This window comes from Bradyrhizobium sp. NAS96.2, from assembly GCF_001908235.1.
Taxonomy (GTDB): Bacteria; Pseudomonadota; Alphaproteobacteria; order Rhizobiales; family Xanthobacteraceae; genus Bradyrhizobium.
The window spans coordinates 47,329-62,321 of record NZ_LGHK01000024.1; the positions used below are offsets into that span (position 1 = coordinate 47,329).

12 protein-coding genes are annotated in these 14,993 nt (G+C 63.8%); 7 read left to right on the forward strand and 5 right to left on the reverse strand.

Going from position 1 to position 14,993, the window contains the following annotated elements; genetic code table 11:
• Positions 1-12: 12 nt before the first annotated feature.
• Entirely contained in the window at positions 13-1,341 is a 1,329-nt protein-coding gene (locus tag AC628_RS06790) for an amidase family protein (RefSeq protein ID WP_074125958.1), read from the forward strand.
• Positions 1,342-1,384: 43 nt separating this feature from the next.
• On the opposite strand, the gene AC628_RS06795 is transcribed toward AC628_RS06790, so the two are convergent.
• The gene (locus AC628_RS06795) at positions 1,385-3,604 is read right to left on the reverse strand and encodes a tetratricopeptide repeat protein (RefSeq protein ID WP_502689539.1); all 2,220 of its coding nucleotides are present in this window, start codon (positions 3,602-3,604) and stop codon (positions 1,385-1,387) included.
• Between AC628_RS06795 and AC628_RS45165 the strand changes: the two genes are divergently transcribed.
• Positions 3,536-3,778, forward strand: coding sequence for a hypothetical protein (locus AC628_RS45165; protein WP_245321073.1), 243 nt, complete (start codon positions 3,536-3,538; stop codon positions 3,776-3,778). The two genes, AC628_RS06795 and AC628_RS45165, sit on opposite strands and share 69 nt — an antisense overlap.
• Before the next feature lie 254 nt (positions 3,779-4,032).
• On the opposite strand, the gene AC628_RS06800 is transcribed toward AC628_RS45165, so the two are convergent.
• The gene (locus tag AC628_RS06800) at positions 4,033-4,290 is read right to left on the reverse strand and encodes a hypothetical protein (RefSeq protein ID WP_143201469.1); all 258 of its coding nucleotides are present in this window, start codon (positions 4,288-4,290) and stop codon (positions 4,033-4,035) included.
• A gap of 115 nt (positions 4,291-4,405) precedes the next feature.
• Positions 4,406-6,022, reverse strand: coding sequence for an AMP-binding protein (locus AC628_RS06805; RefSeq protein WP_074125961.1), 1,617 nt, complete (start codon positions 6,020-6,022; stop codon positions 4,406-4,408).
• A 206-nt stretch (positions 6,023-6,228) separates the two neighbouring features.
• Here AC628_RS06805 and AC628_RS06810 point away from each other — a divergent pair, with 206 nt between their 5' ends.
• From AC628_RS06810 to AC628_RS06830, 5 genes are all read left to right on the forward strand, one after another.
• Positions 6,229-6,807: a GNAT family N-acetyltransferase gene (locus AC628_RS06810; RefSeq protein ID WP_245321065.1), complete on the forward strand. Its 579-nt coding sequence runs from the start codon at positions 6,229-6,231 to the stop codon at positions 6,805-6,807.
• Between the two features lie 387 nt (positions 6,808-7,194).
• Complete coding sequence (locus AC628_RS06815) at positions 7,195-8,469, forward strand: DUF3100 domain-containing protein (RefSeq protein WP_245321066.1); 1,275 nt, start codon at positions 7,195-7,197, stop codon at positions 8,467-8,469.
• 23 nt (positions 8,470-8,492) lie between these two features.
• Positions 8,493-9,662, forward strand: coding sequence for a M20 aminoacylase family protein (locus AC628_RS06820; protein WP_074125981.1), 1,170 nt, complete (start codon positions 8,493-8,495; stop codon positions 9,660-9,662).
• Positions 9,659-11,059, forward strand: coding sequence for an L-serine ammonia-lyase (locus AC628_RS06825; protein ID WP_074125982.1), 1,401 nt, complete (start codon positions 9,659-9,661; stop codon positions 11,057-11,059). The genes AC628_RS06820 and AC628_RS06825 overlap by 4 nt, the downstream gene beginning before the upstream one ends.
• Before the next feature lie 212 nt (positions 11,060-11,271).
• On the forward strand, positions 11,272-12,300 hold the full coding sequence (locus AC628_RS06830; protein ID WP_245321067.1) for an AraC family transcriptional regulator: 1,029 nt from the start codon (positions 11,272-11,274) through the stop codon (positions 12,298-12,300).
• 379 nt (positions 12,301-12,679) lie between these two features.
• Here AC628_RS06830 and AC628_RS06835 read toward each other — a convergent pair whose 3' ends face one another.
• The gene (locus AC628_RS06835) at positions 12,680-13,879 is read right to left on the reverse strand and encodes a CaiB/BaiF CoA transferase family protein (protein WP_074125964.1); all 1,200 of its coding nucleotides are present in this window, start codon (positions 13,877-13,879) and stop codon (positions 12,680-12,682) included.
• Between the two features lie 126 nt (positions 13,880-14,005).
• Positions 14,006-14,980, reverse strand: a complete 975-nt coding sequence (locus AC628_RS06840) for a 3-hydroxyacyl-CoA dehydrogenase NAD-binding domain-containing protein (RefSeq protein WP_074125965.1) — start codon at positions 14,978-14,980, stop codon at positions 14,006-14,008.
• Positions 14,981-14,993: the final 13 nt, after the last annotated feature.

Below are 14,993 nucleotides of genomic sequence, written 5' to 3' on the forward strand. Positions count from 1 at the left end.
GAGCGTCGACCAATGACGTTAGCCAACGACCAATCTCAACCCACCGCCGTGGCACGATTGGAAGCCGCACTGACGCGCGCGCGCTCATCCGACGCAGCGAATGCCTTCACCGCCCTGTTCGAGGAGAGCGCCCGGTGCGAGGCCGAAGCCGCCGATCGGCGCGCCGCTGCCGGAACGACGCGCGGCCCGCTCGATGGTCGCATTGTCTCGGTCAAGGCTCTCTTCGATGTTGCCGGCACCGTGACCAGCTCGGGTTCAGCCGTCCTGCGCGCTTTGCCTCCCGCTGCTGAAGACGCGCTGGTCGTGAAGCGTTTGCGCGCGGCGGGAGCCGTGATCATCGGCAAGACGCAGATGACCGAGTTTGCCTTTTCGGCGCTCGGCACCAACCCGAACGATGGGGTGCCGGGCAATCCTCGCGACCGCCGGCGCGCTCCGGGAGGATCCTCATCTGGGGCTGTCGTCTCGGTCGTCGACGGCATGGCGGACATCGCTATCGGGAGCGACACCGGAGGGTCGATCCGAATTCCGGCGGCGCTGTCGGGTGCAACCGGCTTCAAGCCGACCAGCGGCTTCGTGCCGACCGCCGGCGCGTTCTCGCTGTCGTCGAGCCTCGATACCATCGGTCCGATTGCTTCGAGCGTCGCGGACTGCTTCGTGGCCGATCAGGTGCTTTCGGGTGGCGACGTGGCGTCGCGGCCGCAGCTTGCCTCTCCATATACGTTTCGGCTCACTATCGCTCGCGGTCGCCTGTTTCACGGTTGCGAGCCGGAGGTGCTTGGCGCGTTCGAGAGTGCCGTCGAGCGGCTTCGATCAGGTGGCTTGCAGATCGCGGATGGATCGATCGAGACGGCTCTCGACAATGTCGCAGAGATCGACAGCATCGGCACCTTTCCGTCGATCGAGGTCGGCGCGACGTTGCGCGGTCTCGGCCTATCGAGCCTGGACGGGGTCGACCCGAAAACCCGCGTTCGCATCGAGGCGGGCGCCGGCATCCTCGGGATCGACTATGTGCGCATGGTGCGGCTGCGGGAAGCGGCGATCCGATCCTTCGAGCAGTCCTTCGGCAATGATGAGGTTTTCATCCTGCCGACGACCCCAATCCGCGCGCCGCTGCTGTCGTCGGTCGAGGAGGATAGTGCATTCCATCAGGCCAACGGTTTAGTGCTGCGCAATCCACGCGTCGCCAATCTGCTCGATTGTCCGTCGATCTCGTTGCCGATACCCGTAGACGGGCTTCCCGTCGGTCTGATGTTGATCGGCCGCAGGAATGCCGACCGGCGCTTGCTGGAGATCGCGTCCTGTGTCGAGACGATGCTGCGAGGCCCTTCTCATCCTGCCTAGCGCTTATCCGCGGCGGTCGCGCAAGTTGGCGACGCCGCAACGATCACGCCGGGACGTCGATATGGTCCGACGCAAGGCCCGCCTGGTGACGCTCATACATCGCGGCGTAAGCGGCCTCGATATGCCGGGTGAAGCGTTTGGTATCGAACAACGGCGCCGTCAGCCGATTGGCCGCCAGCCTGGTCTTGAGCGCCGCGAGCTTCGAAGGATGGGTCGCAAGATCGACCGCCATGTGCTCGTAAGCCTCCGGCGATTCTGCAACAAGCTCGGGCAGACCGGTCGCATGGAGCAAGCTCGCCCCGACCCGACTGGCAAACGTGTCGCCCAAAACGGTCAGCACCGGCAGGCCGGCCCATAGCGCGTCGCTGGCGGTCGTGTGGGCGTTGTAGGGAGTATTGTCGAGGAACAGGCCGGCGAGGCGATGGCGTGCGAGATGGTCGGGCATCGATATGCGCTGTGCAAAGACCAGGCGCTCGGCAGCGACGCCTCGCGCGACCGCCTCCTTTCGCAGATTTGCGGCAGACTCGGCGTGGGCTTCGAGGAGCCACAACATGCTGCCCTCGACGCGGCCGAGAATCCTCATCCACCGATCGAACATCTGCGGGTTGATCTTGTAGTTGTTGTTGAAGCAACAAAACACGAAGCCGGTCGGGGCCAGCCCCACCTCGCCGCGCGTGAACATACGTTCGGCAATGGCGCGCTTGTCGTCGTTGGCCTGATAGCTGTCGGGCAGAGCGACCACCTTTTCGCTGTAGAATTCGCGATGGTGGTCCGGGATCACGGTCCGATCGGCGATGATGTAGTCGATGAACGGGGCACCGAGTGTTCCGGGGTAACCCAGATAACTGACCTGGATAGGGGCGGGCCGGCGGCCAAGGACTCTGGTGCGTGATCCCCCGGTAAAGCCCTTCAGATCGACCAGGATGTCGATTTCCAATCGTCTGATCAGGTCGGCGACCGCATCGTCGTTCATGTCCCCGACCTCGACAAATCGATCGAACGACGCCTCCAGCCGTCGACGCATCTCCGTGGGGTCTTTGGGCGACCATGAGATTGCCACCGTCTCGAATTTCGACCGGTCGTGGCACTCGAACAGCCCTGCCATCAAATGCGACGTCGCGTGGTTGCAAAAATCCGACGAGAAATAGCCGATGCGAATTCGATCGTGATGGTAGCGCTCGCCCCGCCAGCGCTGGCTTTCAGACGGCGGATGGTTCTTTGCGGTCCATCGCGTGGCGCATAGCAGTTGGTCGGCGGCCGATGAAGGCACGCTACAAAACAGAAATGGCGCCGCCGACGCGTCCCGATTCCTGATCGAATCGATCAGTTGGTCGCACTCGGCGTCGAAGTTACTCCAGTCGCAAATCTGAGATTTGGCGTGCAGGCGATAGCCTTCGATGTCGGCCTGGTCCGGCTGCAGCGCGACGGCCTTGTCATAGGCAGCGAGTGCCTCCTGGTAGCGCGCCAGCATGGATAGAACCTTGCCGCGGTTGGCGTAGGCGGCCGCATCGTCGCCTTTGTACTGGATCGCCTTGTCGATGCTGGCGAGCGCCGCCTCATGATCCCTGAGCTTGAGCAGCGCCGTGCCGCGGTTGTTGTAGGCCTCGCCATAGTCGGGCCGCAGTGCGATCGCCTTGTCGTAACTTGCAACGGCCTCTTCGAGACGGTCCAGTTTGATCAGCACGTTGCCGCGGTTGTAACACGCGCCGGCAATTCCCGGCGCCCGGTCGTAGCTCGCGAGCGCATCATCGAACCGTTCGAGGTCATTGAGCACGTTGCCGCGATCATTGTGTGCACCGGTATCGTTGGGCTTGAGCGCAATCGCCGTGTCCAGGCTCGCCAGGGCCTCTTCGAGTCGCCCGAGCTTTCTCAGCGCGGCGCCCCTGTTTCGATAGGCATCTGCATGGTTGGGCACCAGCGCGATCACGCGATCGTAGCTCGCGAGCGCCTCCTCGTGGCGGCCAAGGTCTGCGAGCGTAAGTCCGCGATTGTAGAGCGCCGGCGAAAGGTCTTGCTTGATCGCGGTCGCCCGGTCGAAGCTCGCGAGCGCTTCGTCGAAACGACGCAAGGCGCGCAGCGCATTGCCAAGGTTGTTGTGAGCGTCCGCGACGTTGCCGTTGAGCCTGATGGCTCGCCGGATCAGATCAATGCCGCGCTCGCTGCGGCCGGTCTGCGCGGAGATCAGGCCCAATAGATGCAGCGCATCGAAGTTGCTTGGCTGTTGCCGGAGAATGTCTTCATAGATCTTCTCTGCCGCCGCCAACTGCCCCCGCTGATGCAGCGCGAGGGCCTGAGCGAACGTGGGTTGAGCGGCGGTCGAATTGGATTTTTTGGGGTCACCTGTTTCGGGCATCCGACGACTTCACGCGCTCCGTTCACTTCCAAAATCGCAATACCAACCGCATTGCAATCTACCAACACGGATGCCGCCGTATAGCAGCAAAAGCGGACGAATCGCGGATGAGGCCCAGGCCGCCTGTCTTCGCTCTCGCGTCGCTTAAGCATCGCGTGGTGTCCTGACCGGCATAGAATTTTGAAGGTAAGTAGTTGATTTTGATGGATTTTAGTCGAAGGTCGCAGCCCTCTGCCAACGCAACTACCAGCATTGTCTTGCATAGCTCGATCAGTTCTTTGAAGACCCCTTAGGCGGGTGCGCGCAAAGGAAGGTCTGGCTTTGTTCAGCTAGACGGATCAGTCCGCGATCCCATCGAAGTCGCACACCATGAGCGCGGTTTCAGCCAGGCTGACGATATCCACCCGCAAGTCAGTGGTGGTCCCCTGACCGATAATGCCTTGCAGCGTCAGTTCTCCTCGTAGTGCTTCGATCATCCGTTTCATGCGTCGCTGGTACTTGGTGCCAGAGCGTTCGTCGTCGTGACTTAACATGTGGCAGTCTGCAGTTTGCTTCTTATCGGTGAATCGCCGGCGGCAAAATGAGATGTGCAACATGGGCATCGATTCCCGGAAAGGTGCTGTCGGACCGATTTGACGGTGATTTTTGGACACGGGCCGACCGGGATTTCCGGGCGGCACCGTCCGCTGTCCGGGCAACTTCGTTGCAGAGTCAGTCCTTGAGCAGCCGCCGCAACAGCTTGCCGGCTGGCGAGCGCGGCAATTCCGTGACGAAGCTGACGTCCCGCGGCGCCTTGTAAGGCGCCATGTTCTGGCGCGCCCATGCCACGAGCTGCGCCGAGTCCAGTTCGGTACGCGGGGCCAGGACGATGAAGGCCTTCACCACCTCGCCTTTCGTTGCGTCGGGCATGCCGATCACTGCCGACGCCGCTACGGACGGGTGCTTGTTCAGGATCGATTCGACCTCTTCCGGGAAGACGCTGTAGCCGGAGACCTTGATCATCTCCTTGAAGCGTCCCATGAAGGTCAGATAGCCGTCGGCATCGAGGCGGCCCATGTCGCCGGTGTGGAGCCAGCCGTTGCGCAGCGCTTCCGCCGTCGCATCGGGACGATTGCGGTAGCCCTTGAACACGCCCGCGCCGCGGATCACGATCTCGCCCGGGACACCGGCCGGCGTGTCTGTGCCCGAGTCCGGATCGACGATCCGGATCTCGTTGCCGGGCACAGGCTTGCCATGCGTGCCCCAGCGTACCGCCTGGCGTGGCATGAAAGTGTCGACCGTATGTGTCTCGGTCAGGCCGTACGCGGCCTCGAAGCTTTCGCAGTTCGACGCGACGGCCTGCCATCGCTTGGCAAGCGCTTCGGTCCAGTCGATGCCGAAACTGGTCACGGGATTGACGCGAAGGCTGCTCAGCTTGAAGTCGGAAATGTTCGGGAGCTGCGTGATCGCGACATTCATCGGCGCCACGCTGTACCACCAGCTCACCTGGTAACGGTCGATCGCCTGCGCCGTTACGAGCGGATCGAACCGGTACAACAGCACGGACGTCGCGCCCGCGTAGACCGGCGCGTTCACGCCCATCACCATGCCCGCGATGTGATAGAGCGGCGCGATCGAGAGCAGGACGTCATCGGCGCCGATCCCGTTGCAGTTCACGGTCGCCGCCGTCTTGTAGATGACGTTGCGATAGGACAGCATCGCGCCCTTGGGCCGGCCGGTGCTGCCTGAGGTGTAGATCATCAGCGCCGTGTCGTTCATGTCGATCGCGACCGCGCCTGGCCGCGCATCGCTTGCTGTGACGGCAAGGAAGTCTTCGGTGTCGCCTGTCGCGCCGGCCTGCTCGGGCGACGATCCCAGCAGTTCGTCCGGAACGCCGATCTGAGGCTGCTCGGGCAGCAGGTCGGCATAGCGAACCACGAACACATGCTCGAGCTTGGTCTTGTCGCGGACCTGCCGCACGATCGGCAGCAGCGGCTCGGCCGCGACGATCACGCGCGCGCCGAGATCGTCGAGCTGATAGGCGAGTTCGTGCTCCTTGTTCAGCGCGCCACACGGCGAGGCGATGGCGCCGATCTTCTGGATGCCGTACTGCGCCATCATGTATTGCGGACAGTTGTTCATGAACAGCGCGACCGGCTCGCCCTTGGCGACGCCGAGCTGTTGCAGGCGTGCCGCAAATGCATCGCTGGCGCGGTCGAGTTCGAGGAACGTGACGGCACGGCCATACCAGATGCAGGCCGGTTTCTCCGGCCGCTCACGGGCATGCTGCCGAAGTATTTCATGCAGCGGTCGTTCGTCGTTGCTCCTGGGCGCGCTTTTATTGGTCATTGTCGAAAGGCTCTTGTGCTCATGCCAGCTGGGAAAGGTGCAAACTGGCCGCTTCAGGGGTTATATTCGGACATTGGCACGCCCGGCTTGCGTGATCCGGCTCTCGCGTGCAGGACAGGCGAGAGAAACGCGGTGCCCCCGCAAGGGCGGTTGCGGCGAAGTGCGAACCTTTGATTGAGCGAGCCGTCTGCATGAGGAATACCAAGATGCGATCCTATCCACGTCGCGTCAACTTCGAGAGTGGAGATGTCCAGTTCCGGTTGATGGGAGCTGCCGACGAGGCCGCCACCCTCAAATTCGCCAAGGCGCTTGCGGTGCATGACATGCTGTTCCTGCCGAGGAATATCAGCGAGCGGAAGGTGCTCTCGGCATGGATCAAGGAGATCGAACGCGGCTCGATCGTCAGCTTGCTCGCGGTGAGGGATGACGCAGTGGTGGGGTGCGGTGCGATCGTGCGGGACCCAATGTCGTGGTCGGCCCATGTCGGCGAGATCAGGACCGTGATTGCCTCGCATGTGCGCGGGACCGGCATCGGGCGGGCGCTTTCCAATGAGGCTTTCGATCTCGCGCTGTCGATGGGCCTCGAGCGCCTGACCGTGCAGATGACGTCGGACCAGACCCGGGCGATCGCGATCTTCGAGGCGCTCGGTTTCCGCGTCGAGGCGCTATTGCGCGATCAGGTCAAGGACCTGCAAGGCAAGACGCACGACATCGTGGTGCTCGGTGTCAACGTGTCGGAGGTGCAGAAGCTCGAGCCGAATGGCTCATCCGGCGCGATCGAGTAGCGCGGGCCGCCACCGGAGAAATTGCGTCGCAATCCCCGCGGGAGTCACGTTCGCGACGGCAAGACCGGGCGGCGCGGTTAATTCGCGACAAGTGCGCTCCCCGCACTGGATGGCTCTGCTGCATCCGAATGATCATCCACGCGGCGGCTTGCGCAGGCCGGAACGGCGTTCCGCGAGTGTTGCAAAAAATGCAACGGAAATTGGACACCTCGATCATTGATGCAACATGCGTTCTCCCCGATGCTGGGCCGGCAAGTTGGTTCACCATTCACCGCATTGTCTCGCAATCATTTCCTTGAGGTGTCCAGCACTATGACGTCGACCTCTTCCCCGTCCGCAGACCAGTCCGCTCAGGCAGTCGATTCTGCAAGCTCCGGCAAGCTCACATTGTTCGTTGCCGTTCTGATCATCGTTGCCGTCGCCGAGACGATCGGGATCGTCCAGTTTCAGATCGGGCCGGGCACGGTGTTGCTTCAACCGATGGTGTGGGCGCTGCTGATCGCTGCCGCATGGAGCCTTTCAGCGCGTTATCTGCCCGCCGCCGCGCGGATCGGGCCTGGCCTGCAGACCTACGCGGGACAACTGCTCAACGCGGGCCTGCTGCTCTTCGTGGTCAAGATGGCATTCACGGTCGGCGGTGCGCTTCCGGAGGTGCAGAAGGCCGGCTGGGCGCTGCTCTTCCAGGAGCTCGGACATACCTTCGGCACGCTGGTCCTCGGCCTGCCGATTGCGCTCTTGCTCGGCGTCAAGCGCGAGGCGGTCGGCGCGACCTTCTCGATCGGCCGTGAAGGCAATCTGGTGATCATCGGCGAGAAGTACGGCATGAACTCGGCAGAGGGGCGCGGCGTGCTGGCCGAATACATCACCGGCACCGTGCTCGGCGCGCTGTTCATCGCGCTGCTGGCCGGTTTTGTCGCCAGCCTGCACATCTTCGACCCGCGGTCGCTTGCGATGGGCGCCGGGGTTGGCTCGGGCAGCATGATGGCGGCCGCGATCGGCACCATCAACGGCCACAACCCGCCCGAGATGGCGAAGGAGCTTATTGCGATCGCCTCGGCGGCGAACCTGATGACCGCCGTCCTCGGGTTCTATTTCGCCTTGTTCTTCTCGCTGCCGGTGTGCTCCTGGCTGTATGACAGGCTGGAGCCCGTGCTCGGTCGGTTCTCGAACGCGAAGTTGGGAGATCTCGGGCCGTCGATCGCAGGCGTCGGCGAGGCAAAGCACGGCACGTTCGGCTTCTCGGACTCGCTGCTCGCCTGGGTCACCGTCGCGGGCGGCGTTCTGATCGGCAATTCACTCACCTACAAGGTGCTGCTGTTGCAATCGGGGGCAGGTCTCCTGGTCATGCTCGCCGTCGTGCTGCTGGTCGACGCGCTTGCCCGGCTGTTGACCAAGGTGCCGCACATTCTCATCCTGGTCGTGGTCACTACCGTGCTCGGCATCCCCGGCCTGCTGCCGTTCTCCAACGCGATGATCGGCTCGGTCGACAAGCTGAACTTCCTGGCTTTCACGACCCCCGTGCTGACGCTGGCCGGCTTCTCGGTGGCCAAGGACCTTCCGATCTTCAGGAAGCTGAGTTGGCGTATCGTGGTGGTCTCGCTGACGGCCGCCGCAGGCACGTTCCTCGGCGCGACATTGATCGCCGAATTCTTCCATCGCTAAGCAACGGACAGGTAGACCTACGCATGTCAAAGGAATTTGGAATCGCCGACGATATCTGCGCCCGGATGCGGGATTGGCGTCATGACATCCATGCCAACCCGGAAACCGCGTTCGAAGAGCGCCGCACGGCCCAGCTCGTGGCCGATGCATTGATGGAGATGCAGATCCCGGTCCATCGTGGCCTCGGCGGAACCGGCGTGGTCGGAACGTTGAAGAACGGCGAGGGTCCGACGATCGCGCTGCGAGCCGACATGGACGCGCTTGATCTCCAGGAACTGGGGGACCGCGCGTACAAATCGACCCGCGTCGGCAAGATGCACGGCTGCGGCCACGACGGCCACACCACGATGCTGCTCGGAGCCGCCGTTCATCTCGCCCGACACCGGCCGTTCCGCGGCACCGTCCATTTCGTTTTCCAGCCCGCCGAGGAGAATGAAGGTGGCGGCAGGAAGATGGTCGAGGAGGGTCTGTTCAAGCTCTTTCCGGCCGACGCGGTTTACGGCATGCACAACATTCCGAACATCCCGCGTGGAAAATTCGCGATCAGGACCGGCATTGCGACGGCCTTCCTCGATACGTTCGAGATCGTGGTGACCGGGAGCGGTTGCCACGCCGCGACGCCTGAGAAAGGCATCGATTCAATCCTGGTGTCGGCCGACCTCGTCTCGGCGTTGCAAGGTATCGTGAGCCGCCGGATCGGCGCGATGGACGCAGCCGTCGTGAGCGTCACCCAGATCCATGGCGGCGACACCTGGAACGTGGTGCCCGAGACTGTTACGTTGCGCGGCACGGTGCGGACGCTGGACGCCGAGGTGCAGGATCATGTCGAGGCTGCCATGAAGCAGGTCTGCGCCGGCGTTGCGCAAACCCATGGCGCAAAGATCGATCTGAGCTACATGCGAGGCTATCCGGGCGTGATCAACACGCCCGCGGAAACCGATGCCGCGGCTGCGGCGGCCGCAGGCCTCGTCGGCGCCGATCAGGTGCAAACCGACATCAAGCCGGCGATGGGATCGGAGGATTTTGCCTTCATGCTGCAGGAGCGCCCAGGCGCGTATATCTGCATCGGCGCAGGCGAAACCGCCAACGATCCGCCGCTGCACAATCCATACTATGATTTCAATGACGCCATCCTGCCGCTCGGCGCCGCCTATTGGGTCGAACTGGTGAAGCAACAACTGCCCGCTGTCTGATGCTTTCGGTCTTCGACATCTTCAAGATCGGCATCGGCCCCTCGAGTTCGCATACGGTGGGGCCGATGCGCGCGGCCGGACAATTCGTCCGGGCGCTCGAGCGCGATGGCCTTCTGGAGCGAACGGTGCAAGTCCGCGCCGATCTCTATGGATCGCTGGGCGCCACCGGGCGAGGGCACGCGACCGACCTCGGCGTGATCCTCGGGCTGCTCGGCGAAAAGCCCGACACGGTCGATCCAGCCCAGGTAGCACCGCGGCTCGCCGACATTCGGCGCTCGGGCGAGTTGCGGCTGCTCGATGTTCATCCGGTCGCGTTCCGGCGCGGGCGCGACATCGTGTTCAAGCCCGACAGCGCGCTGCCGGAACATCCCAACGGGATCCGCCTCGCGGCGTTCGCGGCCGGCGACACGCTGCTGGCGGAACGCTATTACTTCTCGATCGGCGGCGGGTTTGTGATCGAGCGCGGCTTTGACGATGCGCCTGAAGGTGCCGCCGGCGCGCCTTCGATCTGGCCATATCCGTTCGGCACCGGTGCGGAGCTGGTGGCGCGCGCGCAGGAGAGTGGCCGCTCGATCGCCGAAATGATGCTCGCCAACGAATGCGTCTATCGGACCGAGGCCGAGGTCCGGGCCGGTCTCCTGAATATCTGGGACGCGATGAAGCAATGCGTCGAGCGCGGCTTCGGGATCGGCAATGCGGGCGCGGCCGAACCGTTGCCTGGCCCGCTGAACATTCGCCGTCGCGCGCCGGCGCTCTATCGCGAATTGTCGGTCCGAAACAGCGATACCGAGGGCGTCGATCCGCTCGCTGCGATGGATTGGGTCAACGCCTTCGCGATGGCGGTCAACGAGGAGAACGCAGCGCGCGGACGGATCGTAACCGCGCCGACCAATGGCGCCGCCGGCGTGATCCCGGCTGTGCTGCACTATTACGTCAAGTTCAGTCCCGGCGTGACTGACGACGGCATCATCACCTTTCTGCTCACCGCGGCCGCGATCGGCATGCTCTATAAGGCGAACGCCTCGATCTCCGGCGCGGAAGTTGGCTGCCAGGGCGAGGTCGGCGTCGCGTGTTCGATGGCCGCGGGCGGCCTGACGGCGGTGCTCGGCGGTACGCCGGCACAGGTCGAGAACGCGGCCGAGATCGGCATGGAGCACAATCTCGGTCTCACCTGCGATCCCGTTGGCGGACTGGTGCAGATCCCCTGCATCGAGCGCAACGCGATGGGGGCCATCAAGGCGATCAACGCCGCGCGAATGGCGTTGCGCGGCGACGGCAAGCACTATGTCTCACTCGATGCGGTCATCAAGACGATGCTGCAGACCGGCGAAGACATGAAGTCCAAATACAAGGAAACGTCGTTGGGCGGTCTTGCGGTGAACGTCGTGGAATGCTGACGCGAACCACGACTGCTGCGAAGCATCCGAGAACGAGCTCGAGCCGCGGGCACGACCCTGTCGCCGCGCTCCCCCGAGGTTGGGGATAGCGGAGGCCCGCTGGCCGCCGCCAGCATTGCGAATGATTTCGATTTGGAGCTAGACTCTACATTAGGAGGAGGACGACCATGAGCGCTGGAGGGCGCCCGCGAGACGCCGTGCCCGCATGTCAATTGCCGCCGGATTTCGACCAGTACGTCTATTCGGCGCAGTTGATTGCGGCCATTATTGCCGAGCTTGGCAGGCTGGACGTCCGATCGTCCGTGGCGCTGGCAGGCACGGGCCTGACCGAGGACAAGCTCGAAGCGCACACGACGCGTATCTCGTACCGGCAGATCGACGTTGTGGTTCGCAATGCGCTGCGGCTGTCGAACGACCCGGCGGTTGCGCTTCGCGCCGGACAGCGGATGCGCGTGACGGCGCATGGAATGTACGGGTATGCATTACTGAGCAGCGCGACCTATGACGATGTGCGGACCTTCGCCAATCGATATCTCCGGGTCGTGGGCCCGCTTTGCGATGCGAAATATTCGTATGACGGCGCGGCGGTCGTCTGCGCGTTCGAGCCGCTGCATTGGCCCAATCCAACACAGGACGTGCATCGCTTCGCGGCCGAGTTCGCGCTGTCGTCGCATTTGACGACCATGAAGGATCTGGCGGGCGAATCGTTCCGCTTTTCGCAGATTTCCGTTGCCTATGGCGAACCGGCGCATGCTGGTGCCTACCAGGCGATCTTCGACTGCCCGGTTCTGTTTCAGCAGCGGGGCAATGAATACAGGTATGAGTTGTCGCAAGCCGATGGTCCGGTGGCGCTGGCGGACTCCCGCACCCACGGGATGGCGCGCGAGATGTGCGAGCAGGTGTTGTCCGAGGTCAACCAGGCGGGCGGGATCGCGGTGGACGTCCGGCGCGTGCTGATCGAGCAGCCGGGCAGGTATCCGAACATCGAGGCGATCGCCGAGAGGCTTTCGATGCATCCCCGGGCGCTGCGGCGAAAGCTCGAGGCCGAAGATACATCGTATCGCGAGCTCCTCGCCGAGGTGCGGACGCGCCTTGCGATCGAATACCTGCGCAAGACCGCGATGACCAACGAGGAAATCGCGAGCCGACTGGGCTATAGCGACGCCGCCAACTTCCGGCATGCCTTTATCCGCTGGACTGGCAAGAGCCCATCCGATTTCCGGGTTTCTTCGCCGATGTGAAGGCCGCGGAGGGCGGGCAGCACGACGCTTGATCGTTCGTCATCGCGGGCTGTCCATAAGTCACCTCCGAACTGGCCTCGCCGAACCTCCTCGCGGACGAACTCCGTGCATAGACTGGCCATCGACCGGAAACGCAATGGTTGGTCAAGGGGTTGAGATGTGTGGGGCGACGCGCGGTAAGGCGATCCATCGGCCGGCATTGGCGCACCTCAGGCTCTAGCTGATCCCTCTCGGAGGCGCCTTCCGAACCTCAGCTGCGCCGCACCGCCGCTGTGGTGCCCCCGGTTCGGGCCTCGAGACTGGCCGCGCTCCTCAACCGAGGGCGCGGCCTTTCTCGCGCGCACCTTGACCCGTCAGGCATCGCCTGACGGTCAGCGTGTCATGCCATGATCTTGCTGTCGCGCATCCCGGCGATGGCCGCGTCATCGTAGCCAGCCTCACGCAATATCTCAGTGCTGTGTTCGCCGACCGCGGGCGCCTTGCGTGGCTTCACCTTGGTCGCGCCGTCGACAAAGAACGGGCTGTCGATGGTCAACATTCCGTCGTTCTCGAACGGCACCAGCACGCCGGCTGCCAGCATCTGCCGGTCGGCAGACAGGTCGCTCATCTCGGCAACGCATTCGAAGACGATCCCTGCCTCATCGAGCCGCGCGCGCCACTCGTCGCGGTCGCGCGTCGCGAAGGCCGCGTCGAAGAGGGCGATCAGTTCCGCGGAGCGGGCGAACCGGTCGGTCTGCTTGGCAAAGCGTGGATCAGTGAGCAGATGGTCGAGGCCGAGGCATTTCGCCACGGTCGGAAAGTCGCGCTGCTCGTTGACGATCGCGAGCAGCAGCCAGCGGCCGTCGCGACAGCGGTAGTAGCAGCCGAGTGCATTGAACAGGTTCTCGCGCGGCGGTCGTGGCGTGAAGGTCGCGCCGCACAGCGCGGCTTGCGCCATGATGCCGTTCGACCAGACGCCGTTCGCGAGCAGCGAGGAGCCGACCTGGGTGCCGCGGCCAGTACGCTCGCGCTGATACAGCGCTACCGCGACCGCCGCGAACAGCGAAACGCCGGACGGATGATCGCCCATGCCGGCGAGCGCCCGTGCAGGCGGCGTGCTGGCGTCGCTCCGCACCATGTCCATCAGGCCTGAACGCGCCCAGTAGGCAGTGACATCGAAGCCCGGCTTTCCCGCCTCGTCGCCGGTTTCGCCATATCCGGTGAAGGATGCGTAGATCAGCCGATCGTTCATCGCGGCGAGCCGCTCGTAGCCGATCGCAAGCTTGCTGCGGACGGCGAGTGGATAGTTGGTGATGAACACGTCCGCGGTCGAGGCGAGCCGGTGCAGCACCGCCTGGCCTTCGGGTTTTGACAGATCGAGCGCGAGGCCGCGCTTATTGCGGTTATCAAGCAGCCAGCCATAGGGCTGGTCGGATCTCGGCATGCCCGGCAGTTTAGGCACCTGACGGAACGCATCGCCTGCGCCGGGCGGTTCGATCTTGATCACGTCGGCGCCGAAGTCTCCCAACAGCGTTGCCGCGGTCGGGGCGGCGATGAAGCTGCCGCAGTCGATGACCTTCAAACCCTCGAAGATGCTCATATGAGTCCGTCTCCGCTTGATTGCTTTGAAATCATCCCGGTATCGTCGGGTCTCTCCGACCGGATGACCTTGTCCCCGAAGTAGCTCCCCTGGGCCTGCGGTTGCATGCAGCCCGAGGCGAGCCGGTTATGTGCGATCCCTTCCGTTGCGCGCGGCCAGTACGTGCAGCAGCGCCACCTGGGTGTCGTCTCGCGCGCGCTCCATCTGCGGAATCGGCGTCCTGCCGAACGATGCGGCGGCCTGATCGATGATCCGGCGCTGCAGCGCCTCGTCGAGGTCGACTTGCGGAATCACCTTGAACGACGCGGCCATGTTCTTGCCGAGGTGCTGGAAGAACGATTCGAGCCCGTTCGGTCCGCCGCCCATGTGGAACGAGCTGAATGGCCCGTTCACCGCCCAGCGCAGGCCGATCGAGCTGGTGACGATGTCGTCCAACTCGTCGACCGTGACGACGCCCTCCTGCACGAGATAGCAGGCCTCGCGCATGATCGCGCGCTGCAGCCGGTTGGCGACAAAGCCCTGGATCTCCTTCTTGAGCACGCGCGGTACCTTGCCGAGCGCCTCATAGAACGCCACGGCGTCGGCGGTCGCTGCCGGATCGGTCCGGTCGCCGGGAACGACCTCGACCAATGGAATGAGATGCGGCGGATTGAAGGGATGGCCGACCAGCAGCCGGCTCGCATCCTTCATCTCGTGCGCCTGCTCTGTGGCGGGCCGCGCCGAACTGGATGACAGCAACAGCGCATGTTTCGGCACCGCAGCCTCGATCCGCGCCCAGAGCTGCTGTTTCCATTCGGGCTTCTCCGGACCGTTCTCCTGCACGAGGTCGGCGCCGGCAACGGCGCGTGCCAGATCCGGCTCGAAGCGCAGATTGCGCTCCAATCCCTCATGCGGCAGACCAAGCTTCAGCAGCGTCGGTGCGATCTTGATCAGCGCGGCCTTGACGACGGCCTCGATGTCGGGCTGCGGGTCGTTGATCACGACGTTGAGCCCGTGCGCGAGAAACAGCGCTGCCCAAGAGGATCCGATGACGCCGGCTCCGATGACGCACACATTGCGATATCGGTTGAGCACGACGGCACGATCTGCGGATGATGGCATGGTTTCCTCCGGA

What these genes read in the sequence shown, in the direction of transcription:
- AC628_RS06790 (WP_074125958.1), top strand. Translation starts at nt 13, where the DNA reads ATGACGTTAGCCAACGACCAATCTCAACCCACCGCCGTGGCACGATTG.
- AC628_RS45165 (WP_245321073.1), top strand. Translation starts at nt 3,536, where the DNA reads ATGCAGCGCATCGAAGTTGCTTGGCTGTTGCCGGAGAATGTCTTCATA.
- AC628_RS06800 (WP_143201469.1), bottom strand. Translation starts at nt 4,290, where the DNA reads ATGTTGCACATCTCATTTTGCCGCCGGCGATTCACCGATAAGAAGCAA.
- AC628_RS06805 (WP_074125961.1), bottom strand. Translation starts at nt 6,022, where the DNA reads ATGACCAATAAAAGCGCGCCCAGGAGCAACGACGAACGACCGCTGCAT.
- AC628_RS06810 (WP_245321065.1), top strand. Translation starts at nt 6,229, where the DNA reads ATGCGATCCTATCCACGTCGCGTCAACTTCGAGAGTGGAGATGTCCAG.
- AC628_RS06820 (WP_074125981.1), top strand. Translation starts at nt 8,493, where the DNA reads ATGTCAAAGGAATTTGGAATCGCCGACGATATCTGCGCCCGGATGCGG.
- AC628_RS06835 (WP_074125964.1), bottom strand. Translation starts at nt 13,879, where the DNA reads ATGAGCATCTTCGAGGGTTTGAAGGTCATCGACTGCGGCAGCTTCATC.
- AC628_RS06840 (WP_074125965.1), bottom strand. Translation starts at nt 14,980, where the DNA reads ATGCCATCATCCGCAGATCGTGCCGTCGTGCTCAACCGATATCGCAAT.